This is a genomic window from Saccharospirillum sp. ABV4_185, from assembly GCF_056159245.1.
The window spans coordinates 198,751-213,374 of sequence record NZ_JBSWUW010000001.1 but is presented as its reverse complement, the minus strand read 5'-3'; the positions used below and the strand labels follow the sequence as shown (position 1 = coordinate 213,374).

The 14,624-nt window shown below is 55.9% G+C and carries 14 protein-coding genes and 1 tRNA gene; 2 read left to right on the top strand and 13 right to left on the bottom strand.

Features of this window, described 5'->3' with window-relative positions:
• Positions 1 to 143 precede the first annotated feature (143 nt).
• The 4 genes from ACXAE6_RS00965 to ilvD form a co-directional block, all read right to left on the bottom strand.
• Positions 144 to 219: transfer RNA gene (locus tag ACXAE6_RS00965), tRNA-Phe, on the bottom strand.
• Positions 220 to 406: 187 nt separating this feature from the next.
• The gene (locus ACXAE6_RS00960) at positions 407 to 676 is read right to left on the bottom strand and encodes an oxidative damage protection protein (protein ID WP_475143301.1); all 270 of its coding nucleotides are present in this window, start codon (positions 674 to 676) and stop codon (positions 407 to 409) included.
• 18 nt (positions 677 to 694) lie between these two features.
• Positions 695 to 1,735, bottom strand: a complete 1,041-nt coding sequence (gene mutY / locus ACXAE6_RS00955; RefSeq protein WP_475143298.1) for an A/G-specific adenine glycosylase — start codon at positions 1,733 to 1,735, stop codon at positions 695 to 697.
• A gap of 35 nt (positions 1,736 to 1,770) precedes the next feature.
• The gene (gene ilvD, locus ACXAE6_RS00950; protein WP_475143295.1) at positions 1,771 to 3,618 is read right to left on the bottom strand and encodes a dihydroxy-acid dehydratase; all 1,848 of its coding nucleotides are present in this window, start codon (positions 3,616 to 3,618) and stop codon (positions 1,771 to 1,773) included.
• A 220-nt stretch (positions 3,619 to 3,838) separates the two neighbouring features.
• Here ilvD and ACXAE6_RS00945 point away from each other — a divergent pair, with 220 nt between their 5' ends.
• Positions 3,839 to 4,363, top strand: a complete 525-nt coding sequence (locus tag ACXAE6_RS00945; protein ID WP_475143293.1) for a hypothetical protein — start codon at positions 3,839 to 3,841, stop codon at positions 4,361 to 4,363.
• Positions 4,364 to 4,415: 52 nt separating this feature from the next.
• On the opposite strand, the gene oppF is transcribed toward ACXAE6_RS00945, so the two are convergent.
• From oppF to ACXAE6_RS00915, 6 genes are all read right to left on the bottom strand, one after another.
• The gene (gene oppF / locus ACXAE6_RS00940) at positions 4,416 to 5,408 is read right to left on the bottom strand and encodes a murein tripeptide/oligopeptide ABC transporter ATP binding protein OppF (protein WP_475143291.1); all 993 of its coding nucleotides are present in this window, start codon (positions 5,406 to 5,408) and stop codon (positions 4,416 to 4,418) included.
• Positions 5,405 to 6,376: an oligopeptide/dipeptide ABC transporter ATP-binding protein gene (locus tag ACXAE6_RS00935; protein ID WP_475143288.1), complete on the bottom strand. Its 972-nt coding sequence runs from the start codon at positions 6,374 to 6,376 to the stop codon at positions 5,405 to 5,407. The genes oppF and ACXAE6_RS00935 overlap by 4 nt, the downstream gene beginning before the upstream one ends.
• An 11-nt stretch (positions 6,377 to 6,387) precedes the next feature.
• Entirely contained in the window at positions 6,388 to 7,314 is a 927-nt protein-coding gene (locus tag ACXAE6_RS00930) for an ABC transporter permease subunit (protein WP_475143285.1), read from the bottom strand.
• Positions 7,315 to 7,326: 12 nt separating this feature from the next.
• Complete coding sequence (gene oppB / locus ACXAE6_RS00925) at positions 7,327 to 8,250, bottom strand: oligopeptide ABC transporter permease OppB (RefSeq protein ID WP_475143283.1); 924 nt, start codon at positions 8,248 to 8,250, stop codon at positions 7,327 to 7,329.
• 199 nt (positions 8,251 to 8,449) lie between these two features.
• Positions 8,450 to 10,117, bottom strand: coding sequence for a peptide ABC transporter substrate-binding protein (locus ACXAE6_RS00920; RefSeq protein ID WP_475143280.1), 1,668 nt, complete (start codon positions 10,115 to 10,117; stop codon positions 8,450 to 8,452).
• A gap of 313 nt (positions 10,118 to 10,430) precedes the next feature.
• The gene (locus tag ACXAE6_RS00915; protein ID WP_475143277.1) at positions 10,431 to 10,820 is read right to left on the bottom strand and encodes a PilZ domain-containing protein; all 390 of its coding nucleotides are present in this window, start codon (positions 10,818 to 10,820) and stop codon (positions 10,431 to 10,433) included.
• Between the two features lie 112 nt (positions 10,821 to 10,932).
• Here ACXAE6_RS00915 and msrA point away from each other — a divergent pair, with 112 nt between their 5' ends.
• On the top strand, positions 10,933 to 11,553 hold the full coding sequence (msrA, locus tag ACXAE6_RS00910; protein WP_475143275.1) for a peptide-methionine (S)-S-oxide reductase MsrA: 621 nt from the start codon (positions 10,933 to 10,935) through the stop codon (positions 11,551 to 11,553).
• Here the strand turns inward: msrA and pyrF are convergent.
• From pyrF to crp, 3 genes are all read right to left on the bottom strand, one after another.
• Positions 11,550 to 12,365: an orotidine-5'-phosphate decarboxylase gene (pyrF, locus tag ACXAE6_RS00905; protein WP_475143273.1), complete on the bottom strand. Its 816-nt coding sequence runs from the start codon at positions 12,363 to 12,365 to the stop codon at positions 11,550 to 11,552. The genes msrA and pyrF overlap by 4 nt on opposite strands.
• A gap of 15 nt (positions 12,366 to 12,380) precedes the next feature.
• Positions 12,381 to 13,649 carry an amino-acid N-acetyltransferase gene (gene argA, locus ACXAE6_RS00900; RefSeq protein WP_475143271.1) on the bottom strand — a complete coding sequence of 423 codons (1,269 nt, stop codon included), beginning with the start codon at positions 13,647 to 13,649 and terminating at the stop codon, positions 12,381 to 12,383.
• A gap of 62 nt (positions 13,650 to 13,711) precedes the next feature.
• Complete coding sequence (gene crp / locus ACXAE6_RS00895) at positions 13,712 to 14,359, bottom strand: cAMP-activated global transcriptional regulator CRP (protein ID WP_108164509.1); 648 nt, start codon at positions 14,357 to 14,359, stop codon at positions 13,712 to 13,714.
• Positions 14,360 to 14,624 lie beyond the last annotated feature (265 nt).

Here is a 14,624-nt window from a genome sequence, read left to right as displayed (position 1 = left end):
GATGGACGGCGTAGCCGCCCGCAGGGGTAGCGCCAGGGAAGGCGCTGATCCATCGAACCACTCAGGTAGAAAGCTGGTTCGATTTGGCAGAGCGTCAGACATAAAAAAGCCCCGCATGTGCGAGGCTTCTTTGAAAAATTAAGTGGTGCCCAGAGGCGGAATCGAACCACCGACACGGGGATTTTCAATCCCCTGCTCTACCGACTGAGCTATCTGGGCATTTCAAACCAAGCTTTTATACAGTGGCTTTGGTATCACACTGTCGGGTCTTTGACCCGATGGCATGTTCTGTTTTCAGCGCTAAACAAGCCGCCCCAAACGAACGGCGAGTATTAAACGGAATTTGCCAAAGGGCGTCAAGTCTTTAACTTATAAATCTTTGATTTTTTTAAAGATTCCCCTTCAATCACCTTTCTGGTACGTAGCCTTCAGCCTGATCGAAGTCACCGCCGCTGAGGAACTTCTGCATTTGTTCTTTGAGGTATTTACGGGCGTCTGGGTCGGTCATTACGAGGTGCTTTTCGTTGATCAGACGGGTCTGGTGTTCCTGCCACTCAGTCCAGGCGCGTTTGGAGACATGCTCAAAGACATCCTGACCTTGAGGGCCGGGGTAGGGCGGTTTATCCAGGCCTTCGAGTTCCTGTTGGTATTTGCGGCAAAAGACGGTGCGGGTCATGAACAAGATCCATCTGGTTTAGAACAGTCGTTCGAGCAGCGCTTTGACCGGGGCGCTCAGGCCCACCTGCTCGGCGAGTCCCGGATGGTACCAGAGGGCGTGTTCGGAAACAGCCGGTGGTGTGCTGCGCAGCGGCACGAACAGCGGGTGAATGTTGAGGTGGTAGTGGCTGAAGGTATGACGAAAACTGCTCCAGTCTTCAGCCGGATCATTGATTCCACTGAGCGCCAGTTGCTGTTCGGCGGCATCGCGACTGTCAAATTGAGGGAAGGCATGCAGCCCACCCCAAATGCCGCTGTCTGGGCGTTTAACCAACTGTACTCGGCCGTCTGGTGCTTGCAGGATCAGCATCCAGGCGTCGCGCACCGGCTTTTCTTTTTTGGGTTTGGAGGCCGGCAGTTCGGCGGTGCGGCCTTCGGCGTAGGCGCGACATTCGCTCTGCACTGGGCAGGCATCGCACAGCGGACGTGAGCGCACACACACCATGGCGCCGAGATCCATCATCACTTGATTGAAATCGGCGACGCGTTTAGCGGGTGTCAGCGACTCGCTCCACTGCCACAGTTGTTTGAGGTTGGCGGTGGTCCCGGTCCAACCATCGAGCGCGAAGAAACGCGCCAATACCCGCTTGACGTTGCCATCGAGAATGGCCGCGTGCACGCCGCGACTCAGGCTGAGAATGGCGCCGGCAGTAGAGCGGCCAATACCGGGCAGTTCGGCGACGGCCTCGACGCTGGCCGGAAATTCGCCATTAAATTCTTCAACCAGTTGGCGGGCGGCCTTGTGCAGGTTGCGAGCGCGGGCGTAGTAACCCAGGCCGGTCCACAGATGCAGCACTTCGTCGGTATCGGCCGCCGCCAGGTCGTGCACCGTCGGGAAACGCGTCATAAAGCGCTCGAAGTAAGGAATGACGGTGCTGACCTGGGTTTGCTGCAACATGATCTCGGAGATCCAGACGCGATAAGGCGTCTTGTTCTGCTGCCAGGGCAGGGTTTTACGACCGTGTTGGTCGTACCAGTTCAGCACCCGCTGTTGAAACCAGTCGGCTTCAATATGCATCTAGCGTTTCCCGTCTTCCATTCAGCGTTTTGCGGTTAGTCACCCAACATCTCGACATCGCGTACGCCACCTTTATCGGCGCTGGTGGCCAGCAAAGCATAGGCTTTCAGCGCAGTGGTGACTTTGCGCTTGCGCGGTGCGGCCGGTTTCCAGGCGGCGGCACCGCGAGTCGACATTTCGGTACGCCGAGCGGCCAGTTCGTCATCGCTGATGTCGATGCGAATGGAGCGTCCCGGAATATCGATGACGATGTCATCACCTTCCTGGACCAGCGCGATATTACCGCCGGCGGCCGCTTCGGGAGAAACGTGGCCGATTGACAGGCCAGAGGTGCCGCCGGAGAAACGGCCGTCAGTCAGCAGGGCGCAGGCTTTACCCAGGCCTTTGGATTTCAGGTAGCTGGTCGGGTAGAGCATTTCCTGCATACCCGGGCCACCTTTGGGGCCTTCGTAGCGGATAACGACGACATCGCCTTCCTTAACCCTATCACCCAGAATGCCCTCAACGGCGGCGTCCTGGCTTTCAAAGATGCGCGCCTTGCCGGTGAACTTGAGAATGCTGTCGTCAACACCGGCGGTTTTTACCACGCAGCCATTTTCGGCCAGGTTACCGTAGAGCACGGCCAGACCGCCTTCGCTGCTGTAGGCGTGTTCAAGCGAGCGGATGCAACCGTGTTCGCGGTCACCATCGAGTGTTGGCCAGCGAGTCGATTGGCTGAAGGCTTCCTGCGTTGGAATGCCAGCTGGACCTGCGCGGAAAAATTCCTTAACGGCGGAATCGTCGGTGCGCATGATGTCCCACAGATCGAGACCTTCTTTCAATGTTTTGGAATGCACGGTTGGCAGGTCGGTGTGCAGCAGGCCGGCGCGGTCCAACTCGCCGAGGATGGCGTAGATGCCGCCAGCACGGTGCACATCTTCCATATGATAATTCGGGTTATTGGGCGCTACTTTGCACAACTGAGGAATCTTACGGGACATCCGGTCGATATCACTCAGCGTGAAATCGATTTCGCCTTCCTGAGCGGCGGCCAGTAAGTGCAGGATGGTGTTGGTCGAGCCGCCCATAGAGATATCCAGTGCCATGGCGTTTTCGAACGCCTTGAAGCTGGCGATGGAGCGCGGCAACACGCTGTCATCGTTTTCTTCGTAGTAGCGCTTGGCCAGACCAACGATGCGTTGGCCGGCTTCGATGAACAGCCGGCGGCGGTCTGAGTGCGTGGCCAGAGTACTGCCGTTGCCGGGTAAAGACAGGCCGATGGCTTCGGTCAGGCAGTTCATCGAGTTGGCGGTGAACATGCCCGAGCAGGAACCGCAGGTCGGGCAGGCGGAACGCTCGTATTCCTCGACCAGTTCGTCATCGGCGTTGGGATCGGCGGCGATGACCATAGCATCGACCAGATCCAGACCATGATCGGCCAGTTTGGTTTTGCCGGCTTCCATCGGACCACCGGAGACGAAGATCACTGGAATGTTCAGACGCATGGCCGCGTTGAGCATTCCCGGGGTGATTTTGTCGCAGTTGGAGATGCATACCAGGGCATCGGCGCAGTGCGCATTGACCATGTATTCCACCGCATCGGAGATGACTTCGCGCGAGGGCAGACTGTAGAGCATGCCGTCGTGGCCCATGGCGATGCCGTCATCAACGGCGATGGTGTTGAATTCTTTGGCGACGCCACCGGCGGCTTCGATTTCCCGGCACACCAATTGGCCGAGATCTTTAAGGTGAACATGACCGGGTACGAACTGGGTAAAAGAGTTGGCGACGGCGATGATCGGCTTATGGAAGTCGTCATCTTTCATACCGGTGGCGCGCCACAGCGCGCGGGCGCCTGCCATATTGCGGCCGGCAGTGGACGTTTTCGAGCGATACTCAGGCATGGTGTTTTCCTGCATTGGTCGGGCGGGGCACGGACGCCGTCCGGTGATTTCTAGTGGCGCCATTGTACTGAAGGGTCACCCGATACACAGTGCAATATTGCCAATGGATTGTTTCAGACTTTGAGCTTTGGATTGAACAGGCTGCTAAAAGCCGATAAATGTAGCCATTCTTATGGTCAGATAGGTAATAACGATGAAGGTCTGGACGGTATTACTCCTCGTGGCTCCACTGTTGGCATCGGCAGAAGAATGGTCAGTAACGCCGGTGTTCGGTCTGGACGCTCAGTTTGGTGGCGACACCATTCAAACCATTAACTATGAAGATGGTTCTGATCAGGACATCAAGGCCGGCAATGGACTGGTTTTTAATGGTGGTGTGCTGTTGGATCTGCCGCTGGAAAACACCCAGCTTCGCTCCACTTTTGGTTTTAAGTTCTCCACTTCTCAGGCTGAAAATGTCGACGTCACTAAGATCGCCTGGCCCGTTGAAGTGGGCTTACGCTATTCATTGAATAATGGTCTTTTTGCCGAGCTGGGCGCTGTTAAACATCTGGGCGCCAGCTATTCGGCCAGTGGCGCAGGCTATGACCGTGAAGATGAATACGACACCACTATCGGTATGAATCTGAAGGCGGGTTGGCGTTTTATTACCCTGGGCTATTCGCAGCAGACTTATGAAACGGATAACGAAGAACTCGACGCATCTTCGTTTAACGTGGGTCTTGAATTACCACTGAATTTTTAAGTGGTTGTGATAAAAAACCGCACCTTGAGTGCGGTTTTTTTTTGGCCACTGGTCAGTCGTGAAAGTGACAAGCTACCTGATGCGTTCCCGCCGCGTAATCCAGCGACGGAATCTGATCGGCACATTTTGCCTGAGCTTTCGGGCAGCGGGTGCGGAACACACAACCGGACGGCGGATTGATCGGTGACGGCAAATCGCCTTCGATCAGAATGATGTCCTTGTTGCGTTCGATCTTCGGATCAGGAATCGGAACGGCGGAGATCAATGCCTGGGTATAGGGATGACGCGGTTGATGGTAGATATCCTTGGCGTCAGCCAGTTCCATAACATTACCCAGATAGAGCACCATGATGCGCGTGGAGATGTGTTTGACCACACTCAGATCGTGCGCGATGAAGATCAGCGACAGGCCCATCTTTTTCTGAAGTTCCATCAGCAGATTGACGACCTGCGCCTGAATGGACACGTCCAGAGCCGACACCGGTTCATCACAGATGATCAGCTTGGGTTTCAGAATTAACGCCCGGGCGATGCCGATGCGCTGGCACTGACCACCAGAGAATTCGTGCGGATAACGGTTCACCTGGTTGGGCAGCAGGCCAACGGTTTTCATCATCTCCTGCACTTTTTCCCGTACTTCCGCTTGCGGCATGCTCGGATAATGGGTGCGCAACGGTTCGGCGATGATCTGGCCGATGGTCATACGCGGGTTCAGCGAGGCCAACGGATCCTGGAAAATCATCTGAATGTCTTTGCGGTGCGGACGCATCTGACGATCTTTCAACGGCGCCAGATCCTGACCGAGCCAGACGATTTCTCCGGCTTCGACCGGCAGCATGCGGATCACCGCCCGCGCCAGAGTTGATTTACCACAGCCGGATTCACCGACGATGCCCAGCGTTTCACCTTCGTACAGATCGAAGGAAACGTTGTTCACCGCCTTCAGTTTTTTCGGCTTGGTCCAGGGCATGGCACCCTTGGCGTGGATGTCGAACTGGACTTTCAGGTCCTTAACCGACAGCAGTTTTTGCTTCGCTTCGCTCATCGCAGGGCCTCCGGTTCGAAGTGGCAGGCACGTTCACGGTTCAGACTGTTCTGGCTGGTCAGCGCGGGCATGTCGCGCGCGCAACGTTCGTCGGCATGGGGGCAGCGCGGTTGGAACGGACAGCCAGCGGGCATGTCGAGCATATTCGGTGGGTTGCCGGGAATGGTCAGTAACTCATCGCCATCCTGATCCAGACGGGGGATGGCTCTGAGCAGGCCTCGGGTATAAGGATGGCTGGGCGTTTCGAACACTTGCTCAGTATCGCCATACTCCATAACCCGACCGCCGTACATCACCAGGGTGCGCTTGCAGGCGCCGGCGACAACACCCAGGTCGTGGGTGATCAGCATGATGGCGGTACCGAACTCTTTTTGCAGGTCGGCGAGCAGGGTCATGATCTGCGCCTGAACGGTGACGTCGAGTGCCGTTGTCGGTTCATCGGCAATCAGCAAACGCGGACGCAGCAACAGCGCCATGGCGATCATCACGCGCTGACGCATACCGCCGGAGAATTCGTGCGGGTACATATGAATGCGGTTGCGCGCTTCGGGAATACGCACCGCGTCGAGCATGCGAATGGCTTCTTCCAGCGCCTCTTTTTGCGACAGACCTTTATGATGACGCAACACCTCGGTGAGCTGCTGGCTGACTTTCATAAAAGGGTTCAGCGAGGTCATCGGGTCCTGGAAGATCATGCTGATCTGGTCGGCGCGGATGTGGTTCAGTTCCGACTCCGGCAGATTCAAAATTTCCCGGCCATCAAACTGCACACTGCCTTCGGCGCGGCCATTGCGCGCCAACAAACCCATGATGGAAAAAGCTGTCTGACTTTTGCCCGAACCGGATTCACCCACAATTGCCAGTGTTTCGCCGGCGTCCAGATGAAAGTTCAGGCCATTGACCGCGCTCACTTCGCCATCGAGAGTATCGAAGCGTACGCTCAGGTCGTTCACGGTTAATAAACTCATAATTCGTTGCCTTAGCGGTCTTTCGGATCGAGGGCGTCACGCAGCCCATCGCCGATAAAAAACAGACTGATCAAAGTGGCGATAAAGAAACCCAGCGGGTAAAGCAGTTGCCAGATCGTGCCATAACGCATGTTGGCAGCACCCTGATCGATCAGTGCACCCCAGGACGTCATGGGCTCCTGTACGCCTAAACCGAGGAAGGAAATAAACGACTCGGTCAGGATCATCTGGGGCACCAGCAAGGTGGCGAAAACCACCACCACGCCCATCAGGTTGGGCACGATATGACGGCGCACAATGGTCATGGAGGTTAGACCGGTGGCGACGGCGGCTTCGATAAATTCCTTGTTCTTCAGTGATAGTGTCTGGCCGCGTACGATTCGCGCCATATCCATCCAGGAAATCAGGCCGATGCCAATGAACAGCAAGGTAATACTGCGGCCGAAGGCGACTAACAGCAGAATCAGGAAGAACATGTAGGGGATGGACATCATGATGTCGACAAAACGCATCATGACGTTATCCAGGCGGCCACCAAAATAACCGGCGATGGCGCCATATAGAGTGCCAATGATGACCGCAATCAGTGCGCCGATAATGCCGACCATCAGCGAAATCTGACTGCCTAATGCGACTCGGGCGAACAGGTCGCGGCCTTCGTTGTCGGTGCCAAAGTAGTGGCCGGTCTCAATAGAAGGGCGACCCGCTCCAGTTGGGTTACCGATGGCACTCCAGTCGATCTTGTCGTATTCCCATTGCGCGACCAGGGGGCCGGCATAGGCAAATATGAAAACAGCCAGTAGCAAAAACAGACTGAACATGGCGGCCTTGTTGCGGGCGAAGCGCAACATGGCGGTTTTCCACAGGCTGCGGCCGGCCATTTCGGTACTGGCCAGGTTTTCCGCAAGTGCTGCGGTTTTTTTGGAACGTAACAACATGAAATAAAGCCCTCAGAGCCGAATCTTGGGGTCGATCCAGGCGTAGAGAATATCGACGATGGTGTTGAACAAAATGGTCAGTGCGCCCAGCAAAATGGTGACGCCCATGATCACCGAGTAGTCACGGTTGAGCGCCGCGTTGACGAAGTAAGCGCCAATACCACCGGTGGTGAAGTACACATCAATGATGACCGAACCGGTGATCATGACCACGAAGGTTGGGCCCAGATAAGACAGCACCGGTAACATGGCCGGCTTCAGCGCATGCCGAAACAGGATATGACGGAACGGCATGCCTTTGGCGCGAGCGGTGCGGATGTAGTTGGCGTTCAGCACTTCGAGCATGCTCGACCGGGTGATCCGCGCGATGCTGGCCAGGAAGCTGGTGCCCAGCGCGATCACTGGCAGAATGATGTATTCGATCTGGCCGCCACGCCAGCCACCGCCGGGCAACCAGCCCAATTGCAGCGTGAAGACCAGCACCAGAATTGGTGCCATCACGAAGTTGGGTAACACCTGACCGACGATGGCGAAACCGACGGCAAAATAGTCACCTTTGGTGTTGTGTTTGAGTGCGGCAATGATCCCCAGTGAGATACCCAGGACGACGGCAAACACAAAAGCCCAGAAGCCGTAGGTCAGGGTGACGGGGAAACCGCTCTCAATCATGTCGTTGACGGTCCGGTCCTTGAATTTATAGGACGGGCCGAAATCAAAATCGGTAACGATATTGTAGATATAAGTGCCGATCTGTTGGTAAAGCGGTCGGTCCAGGCCATATTTGGCCTCGATATTGGCCATGACTTCCGGCGGTAACGGCTTTTCACTGTTGAACGGGCCGCCCGGTGCCGAGTGCATCATGATGAAGGAAATGACGATCAGGACCAGGAGTGTCGGTATTGCGACACCCAGTCGTCTGATGATGAAGTTGATCATGCTGTTAGCCTGCTGAAAAAAACGCCGCCTATTCTACTAAAGTCCTACTCCAGCTTTCGAACATTCCTTCGGATACGCAGAGACTGCGCCGTAAAGCTATGCAAACAAGGGTTAAATCATGGATCAGGTGGCGGAAGGTCTTTCTTTATAAGGAAAGGCACCGCCACGAGGGCGGTGCCGGACTTAGAACGCTAGTCGATCAATGTTCAACGATGTACAGCTCGCGGCTGTAAGTGTTCTGTTGAACGTCGTCATAGCGCCAGCCTTTAACGTAGGGCTTGAGCATGAATACTTCGGTGTAGTGATAAACCGGAGCATTGGGCATGTCTTCAGCGATCAGATGTTCCATTTCGGTGTAGTTTTCGCTCGGGTCAGCCATGGTTTTGGCTTCGGCAGACAGGCGATCGTACTCTTCAGAAACGTAGTTGGCGTCGTTATAACCGGATTCAGACTGCATCAGATCCAGGAAAGTAGAGGCTTCGTTGTAGTCACCACACCAGGCGCCACGGGCCACTTCGAAGTTACCGTTGCCACGGGTCTCCAGGAAAGTCTGCCATTCCTGGTTTGCCAGCGTGGCGTTAACACCCAGTTTTTCATTCCACATAGCGGCAACAGCAACGGCAATGCCACGGTGGTTTTCAGAGGTGTTGAACAGGATTTCGAAACTCAGCGGATTTTCCGGGCCATAGCCGGCTTCAGCCAGCAGGCGCTTGGCTTCGGCGTCACGCTCTTCCTGAGTCATGGTGGCGAAATCAACCGTCGGCGGTGTGAAGCCTGCGGTCAGTTCCGGTGTGAAGGTGTAAGCCGGGAACTGGCCACCTTGGGTGACGTTCTCAACGATGATGTCACGATCGATGGCATAAGACAGGGCCTTACGGACACGAACGTCATCGAAGGGTGCAACTTCGTTGTTGAAGACGTAGTAGTAGTTACACAGTGCCGGAACGGCATGTGCTTCTTCCGGGCTTTCCTGCTCCAGGCGCGGATACTGACCGGACGGGATATCAGTCTTGTCGATCTCGCCGGCTTGGTAACGCGTCAGACCCTGGTTTTCGTCACTGATGACGTAGGCTTCTACGCGATCAATCAGGTTTTCGTCGTTGTTCCAGTATTCCGGGTTGCGCTCCAGTACTGTGCGCTCGCCAATAACGTATTCGGTCAGGGTGAAAGCGCCGTTGCCGACCAGGTTACCGGGGCGAGTCCACTCGTTACCGTACTCGTCGATCACCCATTGCGGTGACGGGAAGGTGGTGGAGTGCATGACCATCTGCGGGAAGTAAGGCAGCGGACGCTCCAGGTTGACTTCCAGAGTCTGGTCGTCGATGGCGGTGACGCCCAGTTCTTCACCTGGCAGGTCGCCTTCGAGAACGGCATCGACGTTTTCCAGTGCCATCAGGGACATATACCAGGCGTAAGGAGAAGCCAGCTCCGGATCAACCGCCCGACGCCAAGCGTAAACGAAGTCACCGGCGGTTACCGGCTTGCCGTCAGACCATTTGGCGTCATCGCGCAGATAGAAGGTCCAGGTCTGGTTGTTGTTGGAGGATTCGTAACGCTCAGCAACGCCGGGAGATGGGTTGCCGTCTTTGTCGGCATTGAGCAGACCTTCAAAAAGGTCGCGTGAGATATAGGAGCCGTCAACATCTTCAACCACTTGCGGGTCGAAGGAAGAAACTTCATCCAGTGCCTGATAGCGGAACACTTGTTCAGCAGCCAGTGGTTCACCGGTAACCGGGTGAGTGGCGGCAGGGCTGGATTGGGCGGTATCGGTGGTGGACTCTTCGTCACTTGAGCAACCGGCCAGGGCAATACCTGCGATTACCGCAGCTGCCAGGCTCAGTCGCCACTGTTCAGCGATGGGTTTCATTGATGATCCTCTTTATGGTGACTGACGACTGCCAGCCTCTTATGAAGGCCGACAATTGAAACAAGAACGGGTTGGCCAAATAAGCCAACCCGTCCAATGGAAAGCAGTGAAAGTGTCATATCTTTTCAAAAACATCAACGATGTTTTTCATATTCTACAACCACTGAGCCGATTCGTCCCCGAAATCGGTTACAGGTCGCATTATACCGGATTTTTTGCAGACGATGGGCGATGATGTGAGCAAGAAAATCAGCACCTTTTTCGGACAGAAATAACGTCCGATTCGGCCTCTTGCCCGGTTTTGGTGCGCGATTTACTGGGATTCGGCTTCCATGGCTTCTATCAGTTTGCTGAGTTCGCGTTGCAGCGCCTCGGCGTCACCAAGGTTGACTTCAACCAGTCGGCGCAGGTGCGAAGCAGTGTCCACGTCCATGGACAGGATGCTGACCCCACAGGCTTGTCGTTGTGGATGAACATAGGCGACGCTGATTTCCATCTGCATTTCGACGTCACCCTGATCGAGTCGAACCTTGAGCTCGCCGGTCTGGCCGGTCTCGATATGACCGGCGCCTTCATTCAGCATTACCAGGGCACCCTTAAGGCTGATATCGCGCAGTACGCCAGTGCACTGCACTTCACCGAAGTCGAGACTCACTCGGGCATCGAAACTGATGCGCTGAAAGCGGCGTTGTTCTTTAGTCATCAAGACTTCCTCTGAAGGTATTGAAAACACTATAGTTGGCGTGCATCTAGGGCGCAACGCGAGGCAGTCTTTGCCTGGCGAAGCCCATTTTTCGACTGTCAGGAGTATTGACATGGCTCGATCCACCCAATTACCCAAGGCGGAAGACATACTGCCAGGCCGCTCTGAGCCGCTGGATGTTGATTATCAGCATATGGTTCTGGACATCGATATGCGTGAAACGCCGGACGGGTGCGAGGAAATCCTGCTGGCCATGGGCTGTTTCTGGGGCGCTGAACGTCATTTCTGGCAGTTGCCGGGCGTGGTCAATACCGCCGTCGGCTATGCCGGTGGAGCAACACCTAACCCGACTTACGATGAAGTCTGCACTGGCCGTACTGGCCATACAGAGATTGTTCGGGTGGTTTACGATCCGGCGATATTGCCACTGGAGAAATTACTGAAGTCGTTCTGGGAAGCGCACGATCCCACTCAGGGAATGCGTCAGGGTAACGATATCGGTACCCAGTACCGCTCAGCCGTTTACGGCGATGAAGCCCAGCTGGCGGTGGCCCGGGAGACGCAGGCGGTGTTCCAGAGTGAATTGGATCGATTGGATAAAGGCCCGATCACAACGGAGCTGGCACCCAAGCCGACCTTCTATTTTGCGGAAACCTACCACCAGCAATATCTCTACAAGAATCCGCTGGGCTATTGCGGCCTGAAAGGCACCGGCGCGGTCTGTCCGCTTTAACGCCCCGACAGGGCATTGATCCGGTCGCGTAACGTCTGTGCTTCGTGCCGGGCGGCGGTGGCGAAATCGTCACCGCCGCTGGCATAGATGACCGACCGCGATGCATTGATCATCAGTCCGTGGCCTGGCGACGTCTGGCCATAACGAACGGTACCTTCCAAGTCACCACCCTGGGCACCGATGCCGGGTACCAGTAATGGCAAATCCGGCGCGGCTGCGCGGATGCGCGCCATCTCTTGCGGTGCGGTTGCGCCGACGACCAGACACAGATTGCCGTATTTGTTCCAGACCTCCTGAGCTTGGCGCGCGACATGGATATACAGCGGTTCGCCATCGATTAACCGGTCCTGAAAATCAGCGGCGCTCGGATTTGATGTCCGGCACAACACGATCACCCCTTTGTCCTGATGCTCGGCAAAAGGCAGCACGGTATCGGCGCCCATATAGGGATTGACCGTTACCGCGTCTGCGCCGTAGTGCTCAAAGGCTTCACGGGCATACATCGCCGCAGTAGAGCCAATATCACCGCGTTTGGCATCGAGGATGACCGGGACCTCCGGATGCTGCTGTTTTATATAAGCAATGCTGGATTTCAGCTGATCTTCTGCGGCTTCCGCTGCGTGGTGAGCAAACTGGGGTTTGAAGGCGCAGACCAGATCGGCGGTCGCATCGACGATGGCGTTATTGAATTGCTCGATGGCATTGGCTTGCGCTTGCACAGCGGCGGGAAATCGCTCTCGAAAGGGGTCAAGCCCGACACACAGTTGAGTGCCGGCCTGCCAGCGGGCGTTAAGTTGTTCGATAAATGTCATGCGGTATCCGATGCGTTAAAGCGTTTTAAAGTAGACTTTTGAATTGCGCTGATAGTTGTACAACCGCTGCCGACCCGGCGGCAGTTCGCCAACCTCGGCCGGTTCAAAGCCACGTTCGGCAAACCAGTGTGCGGTTTGGGTGGTCAGCACAAAGAGTCGTTCGATGCGTGCCTGACGAGCGCGTTTTTCCAGCGCCGCCAGCAACGCATCGCCACGACCGGATTGGCGATAGTCCGGGTGCACTGCGACACAGGCCAGTTCCGCAACCGCCGGGTCGCTATCAATCATCGGGTAGAGCGCTGCACAGCCGACGATCATGCCGTCGCGCTCGTTGACGTAAAAGTGGTCGATCTCATTTTCCAGTTTTTCCCGGTCACGACGTACCAGAATGCCGCGTTCTTCGAGCGGCTGTAACAACGCCAGAATGCCGTTGATATCGTCAGTGCGGGCGGCCCGGAAGGTATCGTAGCGATCGCGTGCGACCAGGGTGCCGACACCATCGCGGGTGAAGAGTTCGGCGAGCAGGGCGCCATCCTGTTGGCCGTCGATGACATGGCAGCGGCCGATGCCGGCATCGCTGGCAGCCAGGGCGGCCTGCAATTCGCGACTGCCTGCTTGATTAGGCTCTGCCTTTTGCAGACACTGACCCAGCTCGAAGGCAGTCAGTTCTTTTTGTTGTTCGGTTAAGGGCAGTGGGTCATCGCCAATGATGACCAACTTGTCGGCATCCAGACGGCGTGCGGTCTCGACCAGCAAATGGTCGGGTGCCAGATAGAAAACCTCACCGGTGACCGAATAGCCCAGCGGCGGTAACAACACAATATGGCCCTGATCAAGGTGCGTGCGAATGGCTTGATGGTCAACGCGCCGAACCCGCCCCTGTGCCTGCAAATCACAGCCATCGACGACGCCGGCCGGGCGGGCGGTGACAAAGTTGCCGCCAATAACGCGAATGCGGGCGCCGTGCATGGGCGAGTTGGATAATCCCTGAGTGAAGTGCGCTTCCAGGCGTGAACGCCAGTGACCAATGCGCGCCAGTATTTCATCCATGGTGGCAACGTCGATCTGCGCTTCGCTGTCGAGCCGTGCGCCATCCGCGTCTTCGGCATCGAAGCCAATGACCAATTTCAGGCCCAGGCTGTTGAGCAGTGCCAGGTCGGGGACCAGTGACTGAATGGCGGCCGAATCCAACACCTTGCCACGCAACCAGATGACCGCAGTCTTGCCGCGATAGGCATGAATGTAAGGGGCACTGTTGCGGAAGAGTCGGACGAAATCGGTCAAGGGATAGGGCCTCCTGTGTGGAGGCCCATGATAACGAATTCAGCGGGGACTAGGGAGCCTGCTTAACGCTGTTGGAAGAATTCGCGCGAACCGAACACCACCATGGTTTTACCCTTAACGCTGACCAGGCCCTGTTCTTCAAGACTTTTCAAAACCCGGCCGACCATTTCGCGTGAGCAGCCAACGATGCGGCCGATTTCCTGGCGGGTGATTTTGATCTGCATGCCTTCGGGGTGGGTCATGGCATCGGGCTGGTGGCACAGATCGAGCAGCGTGCGGGCAACACGGCCGGTGACGTCCAGAAAGGCCAGATCGCCGACTTTGCGCGTGGTGGCTCGCAGGCGGCTGGCCATCTGTTCACCGATAAAATACAGAATGCGCGCGTCGTCATGGGTGATTTCGCGGAACTTGTTATAGGAAATCTCGGCGACTTCGCATTCGGTTTTGGTTTTAACCCAGGCTGAGCGCGTTTCCAGAGAATCAAACAGACCCAACTCTCCGAAAAAGTCGCCGGTATTGAGGTAGGACATGATCATCTCGCGGCCATCGTCATCTTCGATGATGACTGAAACCGTGCCTTTGATGATGTAAAAAAGCGAGTCGCTCTTGTCGCCAGCATAGATCAGCGTGGTCTTTGACGGATAACGTCGGCGGTGACATTGCGACAGGAAATAATCGAGGTGAGGATGTTCCAGTGGCTGTTTGACCATAGTACGAGTCGTTCCTGTTTTCGTATGGCCCGGGCGACCGCATGCTGACCGGGGCCTGTTGTCCTTAAGATGGGCCTGCTGTTACATATGAACCGGGCCGATCCAAGCGGAATAGAATAAGTGACGGTATCTAACGTGCCTTGTCAAGGCATTATGGGCGAAGGGTCCTTCTCTGGCTACGGCTCCGACGAATTTGTCTTAATACCGTCCTATCCGAACCCAACGCTGTGTTAATCTTCGCTGACATAAGATGTCGTTAACAGTG

Bases quoted from the DNA above. Each gene is read 5' to 3' on its own strand.
- pyrF (WP_475143273.1), bottom strand. From the start codon at position 12,365: ATGACATTTATCGAACAACTTAACGCCCGCTGGCAGGCCGGCACTCAA.
- mutY (WP_475143298.1), bottom strand. From the start codon at position 1,735: ATGCATATTGAAGCCGACTGGTTTCAACAGCGGGTGCTGAACTGGTAC.
- crp (WP_108164509.1), bottom strand. From the start codon at position 14,359: ATGGTCAAACAGCCACTGGAACATCCTCACCTCGATTATTTCCTGTCG.
- ACXAE6_RS00915 (WP_475143277.1), bottom strand. From the start codon at position 10,820: ATGACTAAAGAACAACGCCGCTTTCAGCGCATCAGTTTCGATGCCCGA.
- oppB (WP_475143283.1), bottom strand. From the start codon at position 8,250: ATGATCAACTTCATCATCAGACGACTGGGTGTCGCAATACCGACACTC.
- ACXAE6_RS00935 (WP_475143288.1), bottom strand. From the start codon at position 6,376: ATGAGTTTATTAACCGTGAACGACCTGAGCGTACGCTTCGATACTCTC.
- msrA (WP_475143275.1), top strand. From the start codon at position 10,933: ATGGCTCGATCCACCCAATTACCCAAGGCGGAAGACATACTGCCAGGC.
- oppF (WP_475143291.1), bottom strand. From the start codon at position 5,408: ATGAGCGAAGCGAAGCAAAAACTGCTGTCGGTTAAGGACCTGAAAGTC.
- ACXAE6_RS00930 (WP_475143285.1), bottom strand. From the start codon at position 7,314: ATGTTGTTACGTTCCAAAAAAACCGCAGCACTTGCGGAAAACCTGGCC.
- ACXAE6_RS00920 (WP_475143280.1), bottom strand. From the start codon at position 10,117: ATGAAACCCATCGCTGAACAGTGGCGACTGAGCCTGGCAGCTGCGGTA.
- ACXAE6_RS00960 (WP_475143301.1), bottom strand. From the start codon at position 676: ATGACCCGCACCGTCTTTTGCCGCAAATACCAACAGGAACTCGAAGGC.
- ilvD (WP_475143295.1), bottom strand. From the start codon at position 3,618: ATGCCTGAGTATCGCTCGAAAACGTCCACTGCCGGCCGCAATATGGCA.